Consider the following 14,418-nt stretch of genomic DNA (forward strand, 5'->3'; position numbering starts at 1 on the left):
CTATTCCTGCTTAACGAGATTGCGGTCAAATCCTGGGAGGCCTACTCTAGTAAACAAATCGTTTTCAGGAGGAAAAGATGTCGTTAACAAATCCTTTTTTGCACCACAGCACATTACCTTACCAGGCACCGCAATTTGATCAGATTGAAGATTGCCATTATCGGCCCGCGTTTGATGAAGGTGTGAAACAAAAGCGCGCTGAAATAGCGGCGATTGTGCAAAACCAACAGGCTCCTGATTTCACAAATACGTTGCTGGCGCTTGAGCAAAGTGGGGCGTTGTTGACGCGCGTCACCAGCGTTTTCTTTGCGATGACGGCAGCGCATACCAACGATGAGCTGCAGCGTCTTGACGAGGAGTTCTCCGCCGAACTGGCCGCGCTGGCAAATGATATCTATCTCAATGACGCACTTTTTGCGCGTATAGATGCCGTCTGGCAGCAACGCTCTTCGCTGGCGCTGGAAGGTGAATCATTGCGTCTGTTGGAGGTGGTTCACCAACGCTTTGTGTTGGCTGGTGCATGTCTTAATGATGCCGATAAAGCGCGCCTGAAAGCGCTAAATACGGAGTCAGCGACGTTAACCAGCCAGTTCAATCAGCGTCTGCTGGCGGCGAACAAAGCGGGTGCACTGATCGTGGATGATGTCCGGCAGCTTGACGGACTCAGCGCAGAAGAAATTGCCGTTGCGGCGCAAGCCGCCAGCGACAAAGGACTTGAGGTTCGCTGGGTTATCCCACTATTGAACACCACACAACAACCGACACTTGCTGCGTTACGCGATCGACAGACACGAGAAAACCTGTTTACCCAGGCATGGACGCGGGCGGAAAAAAATGATGCCAACGATACCCGCGCTATCATTAAACGGCTGGTGGAGATCCGTAGAGAGCAGGCAACATTACTGGGTTTTGCGAATTTTGCTGCCTGGAAAATTGCCGATCAGATGGCGAAAACGCCAGAAGCGGCACTTTCTTTTATGCGGGCGATCATGCCCGCTGCACGTCAACGCGCGCTGAATGAGCAGGCTGAAATTCAGAAAGCGATTAATCAGCAACAGGGACAATTCGAGGTTGAGGCCTGGGACTGGGCATTTTATGCCGAGCAGGTGCGTCGTGAAAAATATGCTCTTGATGAAGCTCTGCTTAAACCTTACTTTGCCCTGGATACGGTGCTGAATGAAGGTGTTTTCTGGACAGCAAACCAGCTATTTGGCATTAAATTCATCGAGCGCTTTGACATCCCTGTTTATCATCCGGATGTACGGGTTTGGGAGATTTTCGATCATGATGGCGTAGGACTGGCGCTATTTTATGGTGATTTCTTTGCCCGTGAATCAAAAAGCGGTGGTGCCTGGATGGGAAATTTTGTTGAGCAATCTCTGCAAAATGAAACCAGGCCGGTAATTTACAACGTCTGCAATTATCAGAAACCTGCTCAGGGCCAACCCGCCTTGCTGCTGTGGGATGATGTCATCACGTTGTTCCATGAGTTCGGACACACGTTACATGGTCTGTTTGCCAGCCAACGGTATGCGACGCTGTCGGGCACGAATACCCCGCGTGATTTCGTCGAATTCCCGTCGCAGATAAACGAACACTGGGCGAGTGATCCGCAGGTTTTCGCGCGTTATGCTCGCCATGTTGAAACGGGTGAAAAAATGCCCCAGCCATTGCTGGAGAAGATGCAACGGGCCAGCTTGTTTAACAAAGGCTATGATATGACGGAGCTTCTCAGTGCTGCATTGCTGGATATGCGCTGGCACAGCCTGGAGCAGTGTGTGTCATCGCTGTCAGTTGATGAATTTGAGCAGCAGGCCCTGGCTGCGGAAGGATTGGATCTGCAGGCTGTACCGCCGCGTTATCGCAGCAGCTATTTTGCCCATATCTTCGGTGGTGGCTATGCCGCAGGGTATTATGCCTATTTATGGACGCAAATGTTGGCCGATGACGGCTATCAGTGGTTTGTAGAGCAGGGCGGATTGACCCGTGAAAACGGGCAGAAATTCCGCGAAGCGATTTTGTCCCGTGGTAACAGCACTGACTTAGCTGAGCTTTATTGCCAATGGAGCGGCAGAGATCCAAAAATGGAGCCAATGCTCAAACATCGAGGTTTGAGCGCCTAAGGCATTGTCTGCCAAAAAATTGAACCGGGCGCGATGCCCGGTTTTTAGCGTGATTTTTTCTTGCCCAAAATGTGAGATGGATGAATGACGATGAGGTTGCCAACAAAGGTAGAGCTGATTTCATTCTGCTTTGCTGTTACCTGGGTTATTTGGTGTGTATGGGTAGACAAAATCACTCATGACACGTACCTCTTTGACGGGGTGCTTTATAAGTCAGTTATTGTTGGAGTTGCCTTTCTGCCAGGCGTGTTCATGGCCTGGCGCGTGTACCTAAGAAATAAGTACGCAACAGGTAGATAAGCTGATTTCAGGTATGGGCGGGCAGATTCTTTACCACGAAGCCGTTCATTGAGGAAATCGTTTTCAAATATCACATTTCATGCGGTTAATATTATCGTCATTTTTGCGATTTAACTCATGGGTGTTCGGTTCCATTAAATATAAAACAAGGAAAATAGAATAAAATCTATCGCATTGATTACCATGATTATTTTAATTTCAAGTTAATTTATTATCATGCGAAGTAATCTTTGTTTTCTTTCCTTAATATTAATTACTATTAAAAAATTTACATAATTTTTCCTTTTTGGCGCTAAAATGCCCATGTCTAAATGTTCATACAGGGAAGGAAACCGTGATGATCAGAAGAACGCAGGAAATAGATGTAATTTTAATCGAACTTAACAAATCAATTGATGCTCATTATAAGTGGCTAGTGAAAATGTTCCGCTGTGTGGTGTCATCAGATGTTACTCAGCCTGATATTTCGGGCGATGACTCTCACGCTGTTTGTCAATTTGGGCAGTGGCTCAAAGACCATCCACAGCACGATGATGATGAATGCAGTTATGTCAGCAATATTTACGCGACACATGAGAAAATGCATTTGTTAGGCAAGGAATTGCTATTGGCAATCGTGGAAGAGCGTAGCCATTCATGGCATTTCGACAGTTTCCAGGATGCGTTACTGGGATTTACGTCTGCGGTCATGGACTACAAAATATATTTACTGACTATCCGCAGTAATATTGATGTGTTAACAGGTTTGCCTGGCAGAAGAATGCTTGATGAGTCGTTTGACCAGCAGTTACTCGATGCTGAGCCGCTTAACCTGTACATATTGTTGCTGGATATCGACCGTTTTAAACATGTTAATGATACCTACGGACATCTGGTTGGTGACATGGTGTTGCGCAGTCTGGCGTCAAATTTATTAGCATGGACTCGATACGATGAGGTTGCTTATCGCTATGGTGGTGAGGAGTTTATTGTCATCATCCGAACCAAAACGGACGAGCAGGCATGCCAGGCAGGGTTGCGTCTTTGTCATCTGATTGGCCAGAAAAAAATCCCTTATCCAGAAGGCGAAATCGGCATAACGGTAACGGCTGGCATTACCAGAGTTCAACAGGGTGAAACACTGGACAACGGTCTTGGACGTGCTGACAGAGCCATGTATGAAGGGAAACAGACCGGCAGGAATCGCTGCATGTTTATGGATGAAAAAGAGAAAATCACGCTAGTTGGCACTAATGATCAACTGACACCGCGCGTCAGAGCGTGAATTTTATCAGTGTAGACCGGCTGTAGTTACGTTTCGTTTAACTTCCATTGTGGTTGTCGATGATATGTTAGCCGACTATTCGTTATCTTCGCAGGGAATTGCCAGATAACGTATAAAGCAAAACACAAATCTATCCATGCAAGCATTTACCGCTGGTTTCTCCGGCGGTTTTTTTTATCTGTAATTCTGAGAAATGATTCAGGGAAGGGAAGCAGGTAAAAAAATGGCCCCTTGTGCAGTTATGCGACAAGGGGCCGGTTCGGTGCAGGATTATCTCCGTTCATCAATCATCCCATCTGTGGCTAAAATACGCGGCCAGGAAACCGGAAAATAAAATAATTCCCAGAACAGCCATAAAAATATTCATATTACCCAGCATAGTAAATGCTCCTTTATCTATTGAGTTTCCTCTCTTACCTTAATTTCACCTCGTTAATGACTATAGTAGCAATTCGAACTTAAACAAAGAGTGAACTGTGTGAATATTTCGTCTGAAATGTAAGGTTTTGGCTTTTTCTCGTCGAAGAAAATAAATAATCGTGACGAAACAGGCGCACCCATCTGCAAATAATCATAATTTTATCTTGTAATCCGCTGCAGCTACCGGGTTGTCCGGACACAAGATGTTGCACGTTTATAATGCAACACTGTGTCATGGTGGTTCAATTCTTCTCTCTTGCCGTCATGGCGACGCATTCTTTTTATCTGCATTTCATTGATGGTGTTTATAATTTATTGAATTATATACCTTTTTCATATCTGGCACTGTTTTTGCCTTATTCCTTCTGAACACCCTTAATTTGCACCGTTTTGCCTTTCCGGCTGCACCGGAGCTTTCAGCAAGTCTACTTTCAGGAGTGAAACTATGCAGCGTCGTACATTATTAAAAGCCTTTGCTCTTTCGGCCTCTGTTGTGGCTATGGGGATGAGTTTTAGCGTTCAGGCTGCCGACACCATTAAAGTTGGCATCATGCATTCGTTGTCCGGGACAATGGCTATTTCTGAAACACCGCTGAAGGATGTGGCGTTGATGACCATTGATGAGATCAACGCCAAAGGCGGTGTACTGGGGAAAAAACTGGAGCCGGTAGTGGTTGATCCGGCGTCAAACTGGCCGCTGTTTGCCGAAAAAGCCCGTCAGTTGCTAAGCCAGGACAAAGTGGCGGTGGTTTTCGGTTGCTGGACATCGGTTTCGCGCAAATCTGTACTGCCGGTATTTGAAGAGTTAAACGGCCTGTTGTTTTATCCCGTGCAATATGAAGGTGAAGAGATGTCACCTAACGTTTTCTATACCGGCGCCGCGCCCAATCAGCAGGCCATTCCGGCGGTTGAGTATCTGATGAGTGAAGACGGTGGCAGTGCAAAACGTTTCTTCCTGCTGGGCACCGATTACGTCTATCCGCGAACAACTAATAAAATTCTCCGTGCCTGGCTGCATTCAAAAGGCATTGCGGATAAAGACATTGAAGAGGTTTATACCCCGTTTGGCCACAGCGATTACCAGACCATCGTCGCCAGCATCAAAAAATTCTCCGCCGGGGGAAAAACGGCGGTGGTATCAACCATTAATGGCGACTCTAACGTTCCGTTCTATAAAGAGCTGGCAAACCAGGGTCTGAAAGCGACCGATGTTCCGGTTGTTGCGTTCTCTGTTGGAGAAGAGGAGTTGCGCGGTATTGATACCAAACCCCTGGTAGGCAATCTTGCGGCCTGGAACTATTTTGAATCCGTTGATAATGCCACCAATAAGCAATTTATCGCTGATTACCGCGCCTATGCGAAAGCGCACAAACTGCCGAATGCTGATTCTGTGGTCACGAACGATCCGATGGAAGCCACGTATGTTGGCCTGCACATGTGGGCGCAGGCGGTTGAAAAAGCCGGAACGACGGATGTCGATAAAGTCCGTGCAGCCATGGCGGGGCAATCATTCTCTGCACCTTCTGGCTTTACGCTGACAATGGATGCAACGAACCATCACCTGCATAAACCCGTCATGATTGGCGAAATTGAAAGTAACGGTCAGTTTAACGTGGTATGGCAAACGGATGCCCCGGTCCGTGCCCAACCGTGGAGTCCGTATATCGCCGGGAATGATAAAAAATCTGAGCAGCCCGTCAAAACCGCCAGCAACTGATCTTACGCCCTCCTGTTGGAGGGCCCAATTTTGGAGAACGCTATCATGAAAGCCATGCGCTTTATTCGTGGCGTGTTGTTGCTGACGTGGCTTTTGCCGTGGATAGCGCAGGCAACAGATGCCGATACCTTCGCCGCGGCCAGTCGGACACAGCAGGCGACATTACTGGAACAATGGGCGATTAACCCCGATGTTCAGCGTTTACCTTTGCTTAATGCCCTGAGTGGCGAAAAACTGCTGACCGACGACGTTAAAAATGCATTCACGATGAACGGTTCGCGTGTGCAATCTCTGGGGGCGGCCAGCACACCCAGTGGTGAATTAAAAAAAATCCGCCTGACTAACCGCCTGCGTAACCTGGTGGCTGGCACACTGTCTGTTCATCAGTTATTAAGTGACAATGTCACTTTTAGAATGGCTGCTGCCCGAACATTACAACGTGAAGCACTGCCAGTGATGCTGCCATTTTTGCAGCAAAGGCTGCTGCAGGAGACGGATGCTGGCGTGAAATCCGCCCTGGCGGCTGCTCTGGCAAACCTGCAACTGAACAGTAGTTCGCCCGATGTCAGGCGCCGGGCCATCGAATTGCTGGGCGCATCCAATGATCCTGAAACACAAGCACGATTACAGCCTTTCACCCAGCTGGAACATGAACCCGATGCGCGTGTACGCGCTGCCGCCAGCGAAAGCCTGAATACCATTGAACATCGAATGAAGGTTGGAGAGTTGCTTGGCCAGGCGTTTATGGGATTATCGCTCGGGTCTATTTTATTGCTGGCGGCGCTGGGGCTGGCCATCACCTACGGGTTACTCGGCGTCATTAATATGGCGCACGGTGAAATGCTGATGCTTGGTGCTTATTGTACCTGGATAGTGCAACAGCTGATGAGCCAGTTTTTCCCGCAGTGGTTAGCCTTTTATCCGCTGATTGCGCTGCCGGTTGCCTTCCTGCTGACCGCCGCTATGGGAATGCTGCTGGAACGCACAGTGATCCGCCATTTGTACGGACGCCCACTTGAAACGCTACTGGCAACCTGGGGGATTAGCTTGATGCTGATCCAGTTGGTGCGCATGACCTTTGGTGCGCAAAACCTTGAGGTAGCTAACCCGGCATGGCTGTCGGGTGGTATTCAGGTCTATGCCAATCTGATTTTGCCGTGGAACCGGATTGTGGTGCTGGGATTTGCCATTCTGGTGCTGTCCTTCACCTGGTTGTTGCTGAATAAAACCCGTCTGGGTATGCGCGTGCGTGCAGTGACACAAAACCGCAGCATGGCAGATTGCTGCGGCGTTCCCACGGGGCGCGTGGATATGTTGGCATTTGGTCTCGGCTCCGGCATTGCCGGACTTGGGGGCGTGGCGCTATCGCAGTTGGGCAACGTTGGGCCAGAACTGGGGCAAAGCTACATCATTGATTCATTTTTGGTGGTGGTGCTGGGAGGCGTTGGACAGCTTGCCGGGAGCGTCGCGGCGGCGTTTGGTTTGGGGATTTTCAACAAGATTCTCGAACCGCAGGTTGGGGCCGTCCTCGGCAAAATTATGATTCTGGTGCTGATTATTCTGTTTATTCAAAAACGTCCGCAGGGGCTGTTTGCGCTAAAAGGGAGGGTCATTGACTGATGACGATGCCAATGACATTAACGCTGGCGCGCAAAGCGCCGCGTATTACCTGTGTGCTGGGGCTGGCTTTACTGCTGGCACTGATTATTCTGCCATTTCTCGCGCTGCTGCCTACGGATCATCCGCTGGCGATATCTGTCTGGACACTGACACTGGTTGGGAAAATTCTCTGTTATGCCATTGTGGCAGTTGCCCTAGATCTGGTGTGGGGATATGCGGGAATGCTCTCGCTGGGCCACGGTATTTTCTTTGCGCTGGGCGGTTATGCGATGGGGATGTACCTGATGCGCCAGGCATCTGGTGAAGGGGTGCCAGCTTTTATGTCGTTCCTGTCGTGGACTGAACTTCCGTGGTTCTGGTGGGGAACGCAGCATTTTCTTTGGGCGATGATGTTGGTTGTTATGGTGCCTGGCTTGCTGGCGTTGGTGTTTGGCTGGTTTGCCTTCCGTTCAAAAATCAAAGGGGTCTATTTCTCCATCATGACGCAGGCGCTGACCTTTGCCGGCATGCTGTTGTTCTTCCGTAACGAAACCGGGTTTGGCGGCAATAACGGATTTACCGGTTTTACCACCATTCTGGGATTTTCGGTGACGGCGACCACGACACGTATCGCGTTGTTCCTGGCGACCGTTGTGCTGCTGATTCTGGCGCTGTGGCTCGGATGGGCGCTGGCTCGCAGTAAATTTGGCCGTATTTTGACAGCCGTTCGCGACGCTGAAAATCGGTTGATGTTCTGCGGGTATGACCCAAAGGGTTTCAAACTACTGGTATGGACACTCTCTGCCGTCCTGTGCGGGCTGGCGGGGGCGCTGTATGTTCCGCAGGTGGGGATCATTAACCCCAGTGAAATGTCACCCACCAACTCAATTGAAGCCGCGATTTGGGTCGCACTGGGTGGGCGCGGTACGTTGATTGGCCCGGTGTTTGGCGCGGTGCTGGTGAACGGCGCTAAAAGTTGGTTTACCGTCATCATGCCTGAATACTGGCAACTGTTTCTCGGCCTGATTTTTATTGGCGTTACGCTGTTTTTGCCTCGAGGCGTAATTGGTCTGTTTCGCAAGGGAGACAAATAATGCAGCCAGATGAAGGGCTTTTTACCCGCCAGATGCCGGGCGATCGTTTTCGCAATCAAACAGATCCGGTGCTCCAACTGGAAAAAATAAACGTTAACTTTGATGGTTTCCAGGCGCTAACGGATTTGACGCTCAATATTGGGGTTGGCGAGTTACGCTGCGTTATTGGACCCAATGGCGCGGGAAAAACCACGTTGATGGATGTCATCACCGGTAAAACGAAGCCGCAAAGTGGGCGGGCGATTTACGATCAATCCATTGATTTAACATCACTCGACGCCATCGCCATTGCTCGCCAGGGCATTGGTCGCAAATTTCAGAAACCGACCGTTTTTGAAGCGTTGACGGTGGAAGAGAACCTCGAGTTGGCGATGAAAAATGATAAATCCGTTTGGGGGTCATTACGGGCGTGTTTATCGGGAGAACAACGGGATCGCATTGATGACATGTTGACGCTGTTGCGACTGAGTAACGAACGCGCCCGTCGTGCCGGACGCCTTTCCCATGGACAGAAACAATTTCTGGAGATTGGTATGTTGCTGGTGCAGGAGCCGCATTTGTTGCTACTGGATGAGCCAGCTGCCGGGATGACGGATGCTGAGACGGAATACACCGCTGAACTGTTTCGCCAGCTTGCCGGAAAACATTCTCTGATGGTGGTTGAGCACGATATGGGGTTTGTTGAGAGCATTGCTGATCACGTCACGGTATTGCACCAGGGGCGGGTACTGGCCGAGGGGAGCCTGCGCGATGTTCAGGCCAATGAGCAGGTGATTGAAGTGTATCTCGGACGCTAAGGAGTGCTGATGCTACAGGTAAATGAACTAAATCAATACTATGGCGGCAGCCATATCCTGCGTGGCGTGAGTTTTGAGGCGCGTATCGGTGAAGTAACATGTCTGCTGGGGCGTAATGGGGTTGGCAAAACGACACTGCTGAAGTGCCTGATGGGTCTGATTCCAACCCGCAGCGGCAGTGTTATCTGGCAGGGTAAAAACATTACTCTCCGTAAGCCACATCAGCGGGTGCAGGCGGGGGTAGCGTATGTGCCGCAGGGCCGCGATATTTTTCCTCGCCTGACGGTTGAAGAGAATCTGTTGCTGGGACTCTCCCGGTTTTCAGCGCAAGAGGCAAAACGTGTACCGGATGAAATTTATGCGTTGTTTCCGGTATTACAGGAGATGAAATACCGGCGGGGTGGTGATTTGTCGGGTGGGCAACAGCAACAGTTAGCTATTGGCCGGGCGCTGGCCAGTCGCCCGCAGTTGTTGATCCTCGATGAGCCAACAGAGGGGATCCAGCCTTCGGTGATAAAAGAGATTGGCCTGGTTATTAGCCAACTGGCCCATCGTGGTGATATGGCTATATTGCTGGTGGAGCAGTTTTATGACTTTGCCGAACAGCTTGCAGACAAATACCTGTTAATGTCGCGAGGCAGCATTATTCAACGTGGATCAGGTGAAAATATGGCAGCAGAAGGTGTGCGTGGGTTGGTTGCCATCTGAATCAGGCGACAGTGCCGTTTTGGCACTGTCGCAGTAATTTTCAGCAGACTGCCGGCTGGCTCCAGGGTTTGGCGCGCATGCCTTTTATCATTAACGCCCAGGCCAGGACAATCGCCACCATTAGTGCGACAAACAGCGACCATGGGGGCAGTGTGGTCAGGATGACCCCGCTGACTAATGGGTTTACCGCCGCGCCAAGCCAGCCCAGTGACTGGGCGGAAAAGTAACTGGCTTTCATACCTGCCGGTGCGATGTTGTCGATCAGCATGTATTCACCCGGCGCGTAGATGACCTCGCCAATGGTGAAAAAGGCGGCTGAAATCCCCCAGAACAGCAGGCTGTTGCCAGAGAAGGTAAAACCGACCAGACCGATAACAAAAAAAAGTGTACCCGCAGCCATCAGCGGGCGGATGTTTGCAGACGTCAGTCTGCGTCCGACAGCATATTGCAGCGATACCACAATTGCTGCGTTGACGGGCAGGACGACCGCCACCACTTTCTCAGCAAAATCACCATCGGCAACCACCATCACGTACTGAGAAATACAGGATGCAAATGCACCACCGACAAACGAGGCCAGAAAAGCAGACAACGTAAACCAGCATAATGCTTTATCGCGCAGCAAAACTGAGGGTGACCATACTGTCGTGTTCAAACCTTCAGAGGGGATTGCGGAGCGTTTTACCCATGTCTGGATAAACACCAGCGGGAAGGCTGAACATATGGCCGCCAACCAGAACGGCAGGTTAATACTTTGCATGACCAGTAGCGTGCCCAACGGCGGGCCAACGGTCCAGCCGATGTTCAGCACGGTGTAGTTAAGTGAGAAAATCTTTGTTTTAGTGGTGGCTGAGAGGTTATCGGCAAACCAGGCTTTCAGCACGGTTGCAAACACGGAGTAGGCACAGTTGATCAGCGCGAAGAGCAGAACCACCACCACCACGTTATGCACCAGAGGAATCGCTATAAAGCCGCAAGCAAAGCCCGCGATCGCCAGTAGCATAAAGCGTTTTTTTTCAAATTTATCGGCCAGGATGCCGAATCCAAGACTGAAAACGACGCCAATAGTCAGTGCTACTGTCATTGCATAACCGATCAGATCGACACCCAGGCCATACTGACGACTGAGGTAAATCGTCATGAATGGTAGCGTGGCTCCGCGTCCAATAGTTAATAACAAAGATGACGCGAGTAACGCGAGAGTGGACCTTCTCAGTGAGATATTCATTTTTCTGCCCGACAATGCATGTTGTTATGTTTTTTTTAGATATCAGAAACAAATAGCATGCTAAAAGTGTGATGTACACTCAATAAGTTGTCTGAAAATGCCCTGTGTGGCCTACCTGAATTAATGATCTGTTACGGTACAACGATTTCCGTTACCTTAACTTGTTTACAAAAATTTAATATTTGCAGGGGCGGTGGTATGTCGCGTAAAGATGGGTTGCTGGCGTTACTGGTTGTCGTAGTTTTGGGGCTGAACTTTGTTGTCATTAAGGTGGGACTACACAATATGCCGCCGTTGATGCTGGCAGGCTTGCGCTTTTTACTGGTGGCGTTTCCCGCAATCTTTTTTGTTGCCCGCCCGAAGATCCCGCTCTCGCTGTTACTTGGCTATGGCCTGACCATCAGCTTCGGTCAGTTCGCTTTTCTGTTTAGCGCCATCAAGTTTGGGATGCCTGCCGGTCTGGCATCGCTGGTTTTACAGGCGCAAGCTTTTTTCACTATCGTGCTGGGCGCGTTCGCCTTTGGCGAGCGTTTACAGGGGAAGCAACTGGTCGGTATCGCGCTGGCGGTGTTCGGTGTGCTGGTATTGATTGAGGCGAGCCTCAATGGACAACATGTTGGTATGCTTGGCTTTATGCTGACGCTGGCGGCGGCACTGAGCTGGGCCTGCGGCAATATCTTTAACAAGAAAATTATGCAGCATACTTCGCGTCCAGCGGTCATGTCGCTGGTGGTGTGGAGCGCATTAATTCCTGTCGTACCGTTTTTTCTGGCATCGGCATTGCTTGATGGCCCAGCGCAAATCGTGCAGAGCCTTGTGGCGATCGATATGACTACCATCCTGTCCCTGGTGTATCTGGCCTTTGTGGCGACCATTGTGGGCTATGGCATTTGGGGTTCTCTGCTGGGGCGCTATGAAACCTGGCGTGTTGCACCATTGTCGTTGCTGGTACCCGTGGTAGGGTTGGCCAGTGCCGCAGTGCTGCTGGATGAAACGTTAACCGGGCTGCAACTGCTTGGTGCGTTGTTGATCATGGCGGGGTTGTATATCAACGTGTTCGGTTTTCGCTTGCGCAAGATTGTGCAGGTGAAGGGTTAAAAAAAAGCCCCGCAGTGACGGGGCTAAATAATTACAGGCTGTGCATATTGTAATAAGGCACGCCTAACTCATCGGATTTATCGCTGCCGGCACCCATATGATTAAAATCGAACGGGGACTGATCGTGCGCAGGGGGCATAATCATCGCGTCGCGATTATTTTGCGTTGTCGGTTGCGGGGTCTGTTCCGCCATGCTCTGGCCCGACGCAACAAGCAGCAGGGCCAGCATCGCATAAGACAGAAGTTTCATGATTTCCTCGGTTACGTCGTTAACTGGCGATTAGCAATTGCATTGATTGAGCGGGAGCAAATACCGGGATTCGCCATGCATATTCGTCACCCGATATTTATGCGGCGGTACATCAAAATAGTTCTTGAAGGTCCGGGTCAGCGTTTGCTGAGACTCAAAACCGTAACGCTCTGCAAGATAGAGGATCGGTTCGTTACTCTCTTTCAATTTTTGCCCTATTTCAGTCATTTTGCGGCTACGGATGTATTGACCTAATGAATGGCCGGTTTCTTTTTTGAACATCCGCTGCAGGTGCCATTTGGAGTAACCTGAACGCTCAGACACTTTTTCCAGCGAGAGTGGCGATTCAAGGTTATTTTCGATCCAGTCCAAAATGCTATGAATAGTGATTGTGTCAGTATTGCGTCTGGACATCGTCATACCTCTTTCTGTTTACGGCAGGATCCTCTTAAGCAAATGCTCAAGTGTTGCTACTTCTTCCGCCGTTAAGTTTTTTGTTAGTTCCTGGTGCAGGTCTTGCCCTACTAATTGATGACACTGCTCGCAAATTGCTGCGCCGTGCTCGGTGAGTTTTACCAGCACACCGCGCTTGTCATGTGGATTCGGAAGCCTTTCTATCCAGCCTTTACAGGCCAGTCTGTCCAGCATCCGCGTCAGGGCGCCAAGATCGACAGACAGCACTTTTTTCAATTCGACAGGGGTAATGCACACCGCACAACGGATGGAGCAGAGCACCTTAAACTGCGATGCCGTGATATCCAGCGGTGACAAATAGTCGTTTAATAAACGATCTTTTTTCTGATTAACCATGTAGATCAAACGACCCAGTGGGATGATTTCATTGAACAGATCACTGGTGCTTTTCACAATGGTTGCCCTGGCAAGTAGTTAGTCACGGCTGATATTATTGCTTAGGCAAATATAAGTCAAATGAATGAGTGGCCGCATGCCACGTTTTGCTAAAACATCAGGAACGCGCTACGCATAGCGCGTTTTTAACGTTCTGATCCGTAGGGTTTATGCGTAAAGAGAACTAATGAATCCTTACATCGACAACATGGCTTAACCCTGGAGTTTGCCCTTATACTTGCCGTTGACGAAAAACGCACAGGAAAGATGACATTATGATGGACTTGTTTAAAGCAATAGGACTGGGGCTGGTAGTCCTGTTACCGCTGGCAAACCCGTTAACCACCGTGGCGCTGTTTCTCGGCCTTGCTGGCAACATGAACAGCGCAGAGCGTAACCGTCAGTCATTAATGGCGTCTGTCTATGTATTTGCCATTATGATGGTCGCGTACTACGCCGGGCAGGTGGTAATGAATACGTTTGGGATTTCGATTCCCGGGTTGCGTATTGCGGGCGGGTTAATCGTTGCGTTTATCGGCTTTCGTATGCTGTTCCCTCAGCAGAAAGCGCATGATTCTCCGGAAGCGAGAAGCAAATCCGAAGAACTGGAGGACGAACCGACGGCCAATATTGCCTTTGTTCCGCTGGCCATGCCGAGTACTGCCGGCCCGGGGACGATTGCAATGATCATCAGTTCGGCCTCTACCGTGCGGCACGGTTCCGAATTCCCGGACTGGGTGATCATGGTTGCGCCGCCCATTATTTTTGCCGTCGTCGGGATTATCTTGTGGGGATGTCTGCGCAGTTCTGGCGGAATTATGCGGCTGGTGGGGAAAGGCGGGATCGAAGCTATTTCCCGTCTGATGGGCTTCCTGCTGGTGTGTATGGGTGTGCAGTTTATTATTAACGGCGTGCTGGAAATCATCCAAACCTACCATTAAACAACGGGCCCGGTATATCTACCGGGCCTT

Annotated in this window: 15 protein-coding genes; 9 read left to right on the forward strand and 6 right to left on the reverse strand. The window is 49.9% G+C overall.

Translation table 11 applies throughout. The features are described from left to right. The first annotated feature begins 77 nt into the window (after positions 1–77). A complete protein-coding gene (dcp, locus tag OGY19_RS13665) occupies positions 78–2,123 on the forward strand; it encodes a peptidyl-dipeptidase Dcp (protein ID WP_115602068.1) in 2,046 nt (681 codons plus the stop codon). A 637-nt stretch (positions 2,124–2,760) separates the two neighbouring features. Further along, positions 2,761–3,687, forward strand: coding sequence for a diguanylate cyclase (locus tag OGY19_RS13670; RefSeq protein ID WP_115602067.1), 927 nt, complete (start codon positions 2,761–2,763; stop codon positions 3,685–3,687). Between the two features lie 239 nt (positions 3,688–3,926). Here OGY19_RS13670 and OGY19_RS24585 read toward each other — a convergent pair whose 3' ends face one another. Continuing rightward, positions 3,927–3,971 carry a hypothetical protein gene (locus OGY19_RS24585; protein ID WP_420889184.1) on the reverse strand — a complete coding sequence of 15 codons (45 nt, stop codon included), beginning with the start codon at positions 3,969–3,971 and terminating at the stop codon, positions 3,927–3,929. Beyond that, complete coding sequence (mgtS, locus tag OGY19_RS13675) at positions 3,971–4,066, reverse strand: protein MgtS (RefSeq protein WP_003032406.1); 96 nt, start codon at positions 4,064–4,066, stop codon at positions 3,971–3,973. Before mgtS ends, OGY19_RS24585 begins: the two co-directional genes overlap by 1 nt. Before the next feature lie 486 nt (positions 4,067–4,552). Here mgtS and urtA point away from each other — a divergent pair, with 486 nt between their 5' ends. From urtA to urtE, 5 genes are read left to right on the forward strand one after another with little or no spacing between them, the layout of a single operon-like run. Continuing rightward, positions 4,553–5,824, forward strand: a complete 1,272-nt coding sequence (gene urtA / locus OGY19_RS13680) for an urea ABC transporter substrate-binding protein (protein WP_048211701.1) — start codon at positions 4,553–4,555, stop codon at positions 5,822–5,824. A 45-nt stretch (positions 5,825–5,869) separates the two neighbouring features. Further along, positions 5,870–7,444 carry an urea ABC transporter permease subunit UrtB gene (gene urtB, locus OGY19_RS13685; RefSeq protein ID WP_115602066.1) on the forward strand — a complete coding sequence of 525 codons (1,575 nt, stop codon included), beginning with the start codon at positions 5,870–5,872 and terminating at the stop codon, positions 7,442–7,444. Next, complete coding sequence (gene urtC / locus OGY19_RS13690) at positions 7,444–8,517, forward strand: urea ABC transporter permease subunit UrtC (protein ID WP_048211699.1); 1,074 nt, start codon at positions 7,444–7,446, stop codon at positions 8,515–8,517. The genes urtB and urtC overlap by 1 nt, the downstream gene beginning before the upstream one ends. Further along, entirely contained in the window at positions 8,517–9,314 is a 798-nt protein-coding gene (urtD, locus tag OGY19_RS13695) for an urea ABC transporter ATP-binding protein UrtD (protein WP_040231114.1), read from the forward strand. The genes urtC and urtD overlap by 1 nt, the downstream gene beginning before the upstream one ends. 9 nt (positions 9,315–9,323) lie before the next feature. Then, positions 9,324–10,022: an urea ABC transporter ATP-binding subunit UrtE gene (urtE, locus tag OGY19_RS13700; protein ID WP_005122752.1), complete on the forward strand. Its 699-nt coding sequence runs from the start codon at positions 9,324–9,326 to the stop codon at positions 10,020–10,022. A 40-nt stretch (positions 10,023–10,062) separates the two neighbouring features. Here the strand turns inward: urtE and ydeE are convergent, their stop codons facing one another. Further along, entirely contained in the window at positions 10,063–11,250 is a 1,188-nt protein-coding gene (ydeE, locus tag OGY19_RS13705; protein WP_115602065.1) for an efflux MFS transporter YdeE, read from the reverse strand. A gap of 198 nt (positions 11,251–11,448) precedes the next feature. On the opposite strand from ydeE, the gene eamA reads away from it, so the two are divergent. Continuing rightward, a complete protein-coding gene (gene eamA / locus OGY19_RS13710; RefSeq protein WP_286596638.1) occupies positions 11,449–12,348 on the forward strand; it encodes an O-acetylserine/cysteine exporter in 900 nt (299 codons plus the stop codon). 31 nt (positions 12,349–12,379) lie between these two features. Here the strand turns inward: eamA and marB are convergent, their stop codons facing one another. From marB to marR, 3 genes are read right to left on the reverse strand one after another with little or no spacing between them, the layout of a single operon-like run. After that, positions 12,380–12,598, reverse strand: coding sequence for a multiple antibiotic resistance protein MarB (gene marB / locus OGY19_RS13715; RefSeq protein WP_048211695.1), 219 nt, complete (start codon positions 12,596–12,598; stop codon positions 12,380–12,382). A gap of 30 nt (positions 12,599–12,628) precedes the next feature. After that, positions 12,629–13,012, reverse strand: a complete 384-nt coding sequence (gene marA / locus OGY19_RS13720) for an MDR efflux pump AcrAB transcriptional activator MarA (protein ID WP_286596682.1) — start codon at positions 13,010–13,012, stop codon at positions 12,629–12,631. An 18-nt stretch (positions 13,013–13,030) separates the two neighbouring features. Then, a complete protein-coding gene (gene marR, locus OGY19_RS13725) occupies positions 13,031–13,465 on the reverse strand; it encodes a multiple antibiotic resistance transcriptional regulator MarR (RefSeq protein WP_048211693.1) in 435 nt (144 codons plus the stop codon). Positions 13,466–13,722: 257 nt separating this feature from the next. Here marR and OGY19_RS13730 point away from each other — a divergent pair, with 257 nt between their 5' ends. Beyond that, positions 13,723–14,388 (forward strand): MarC family NAAT transporter, encoded by a 666-nt coding sequence (locus tag OGY19_RS13730; RefSeq protein WP_048211692.1) that lies wholly within the window; start codon positions 13,723–13,725, stop codon positions 14,386–14,388. Positions 14,389–14,418: the final 30 nt, after the last annotated feature.

Source organism: Citrobacter sp. Cy070 (assembly GCF_030332245.1).
Classification (GTDB): Bacteria; Pseudomonadota; Gammaproteobacteria; order Enterobacterales; family Enterobacteriaceae; genus Citrobacter; species Citrobacter youngae.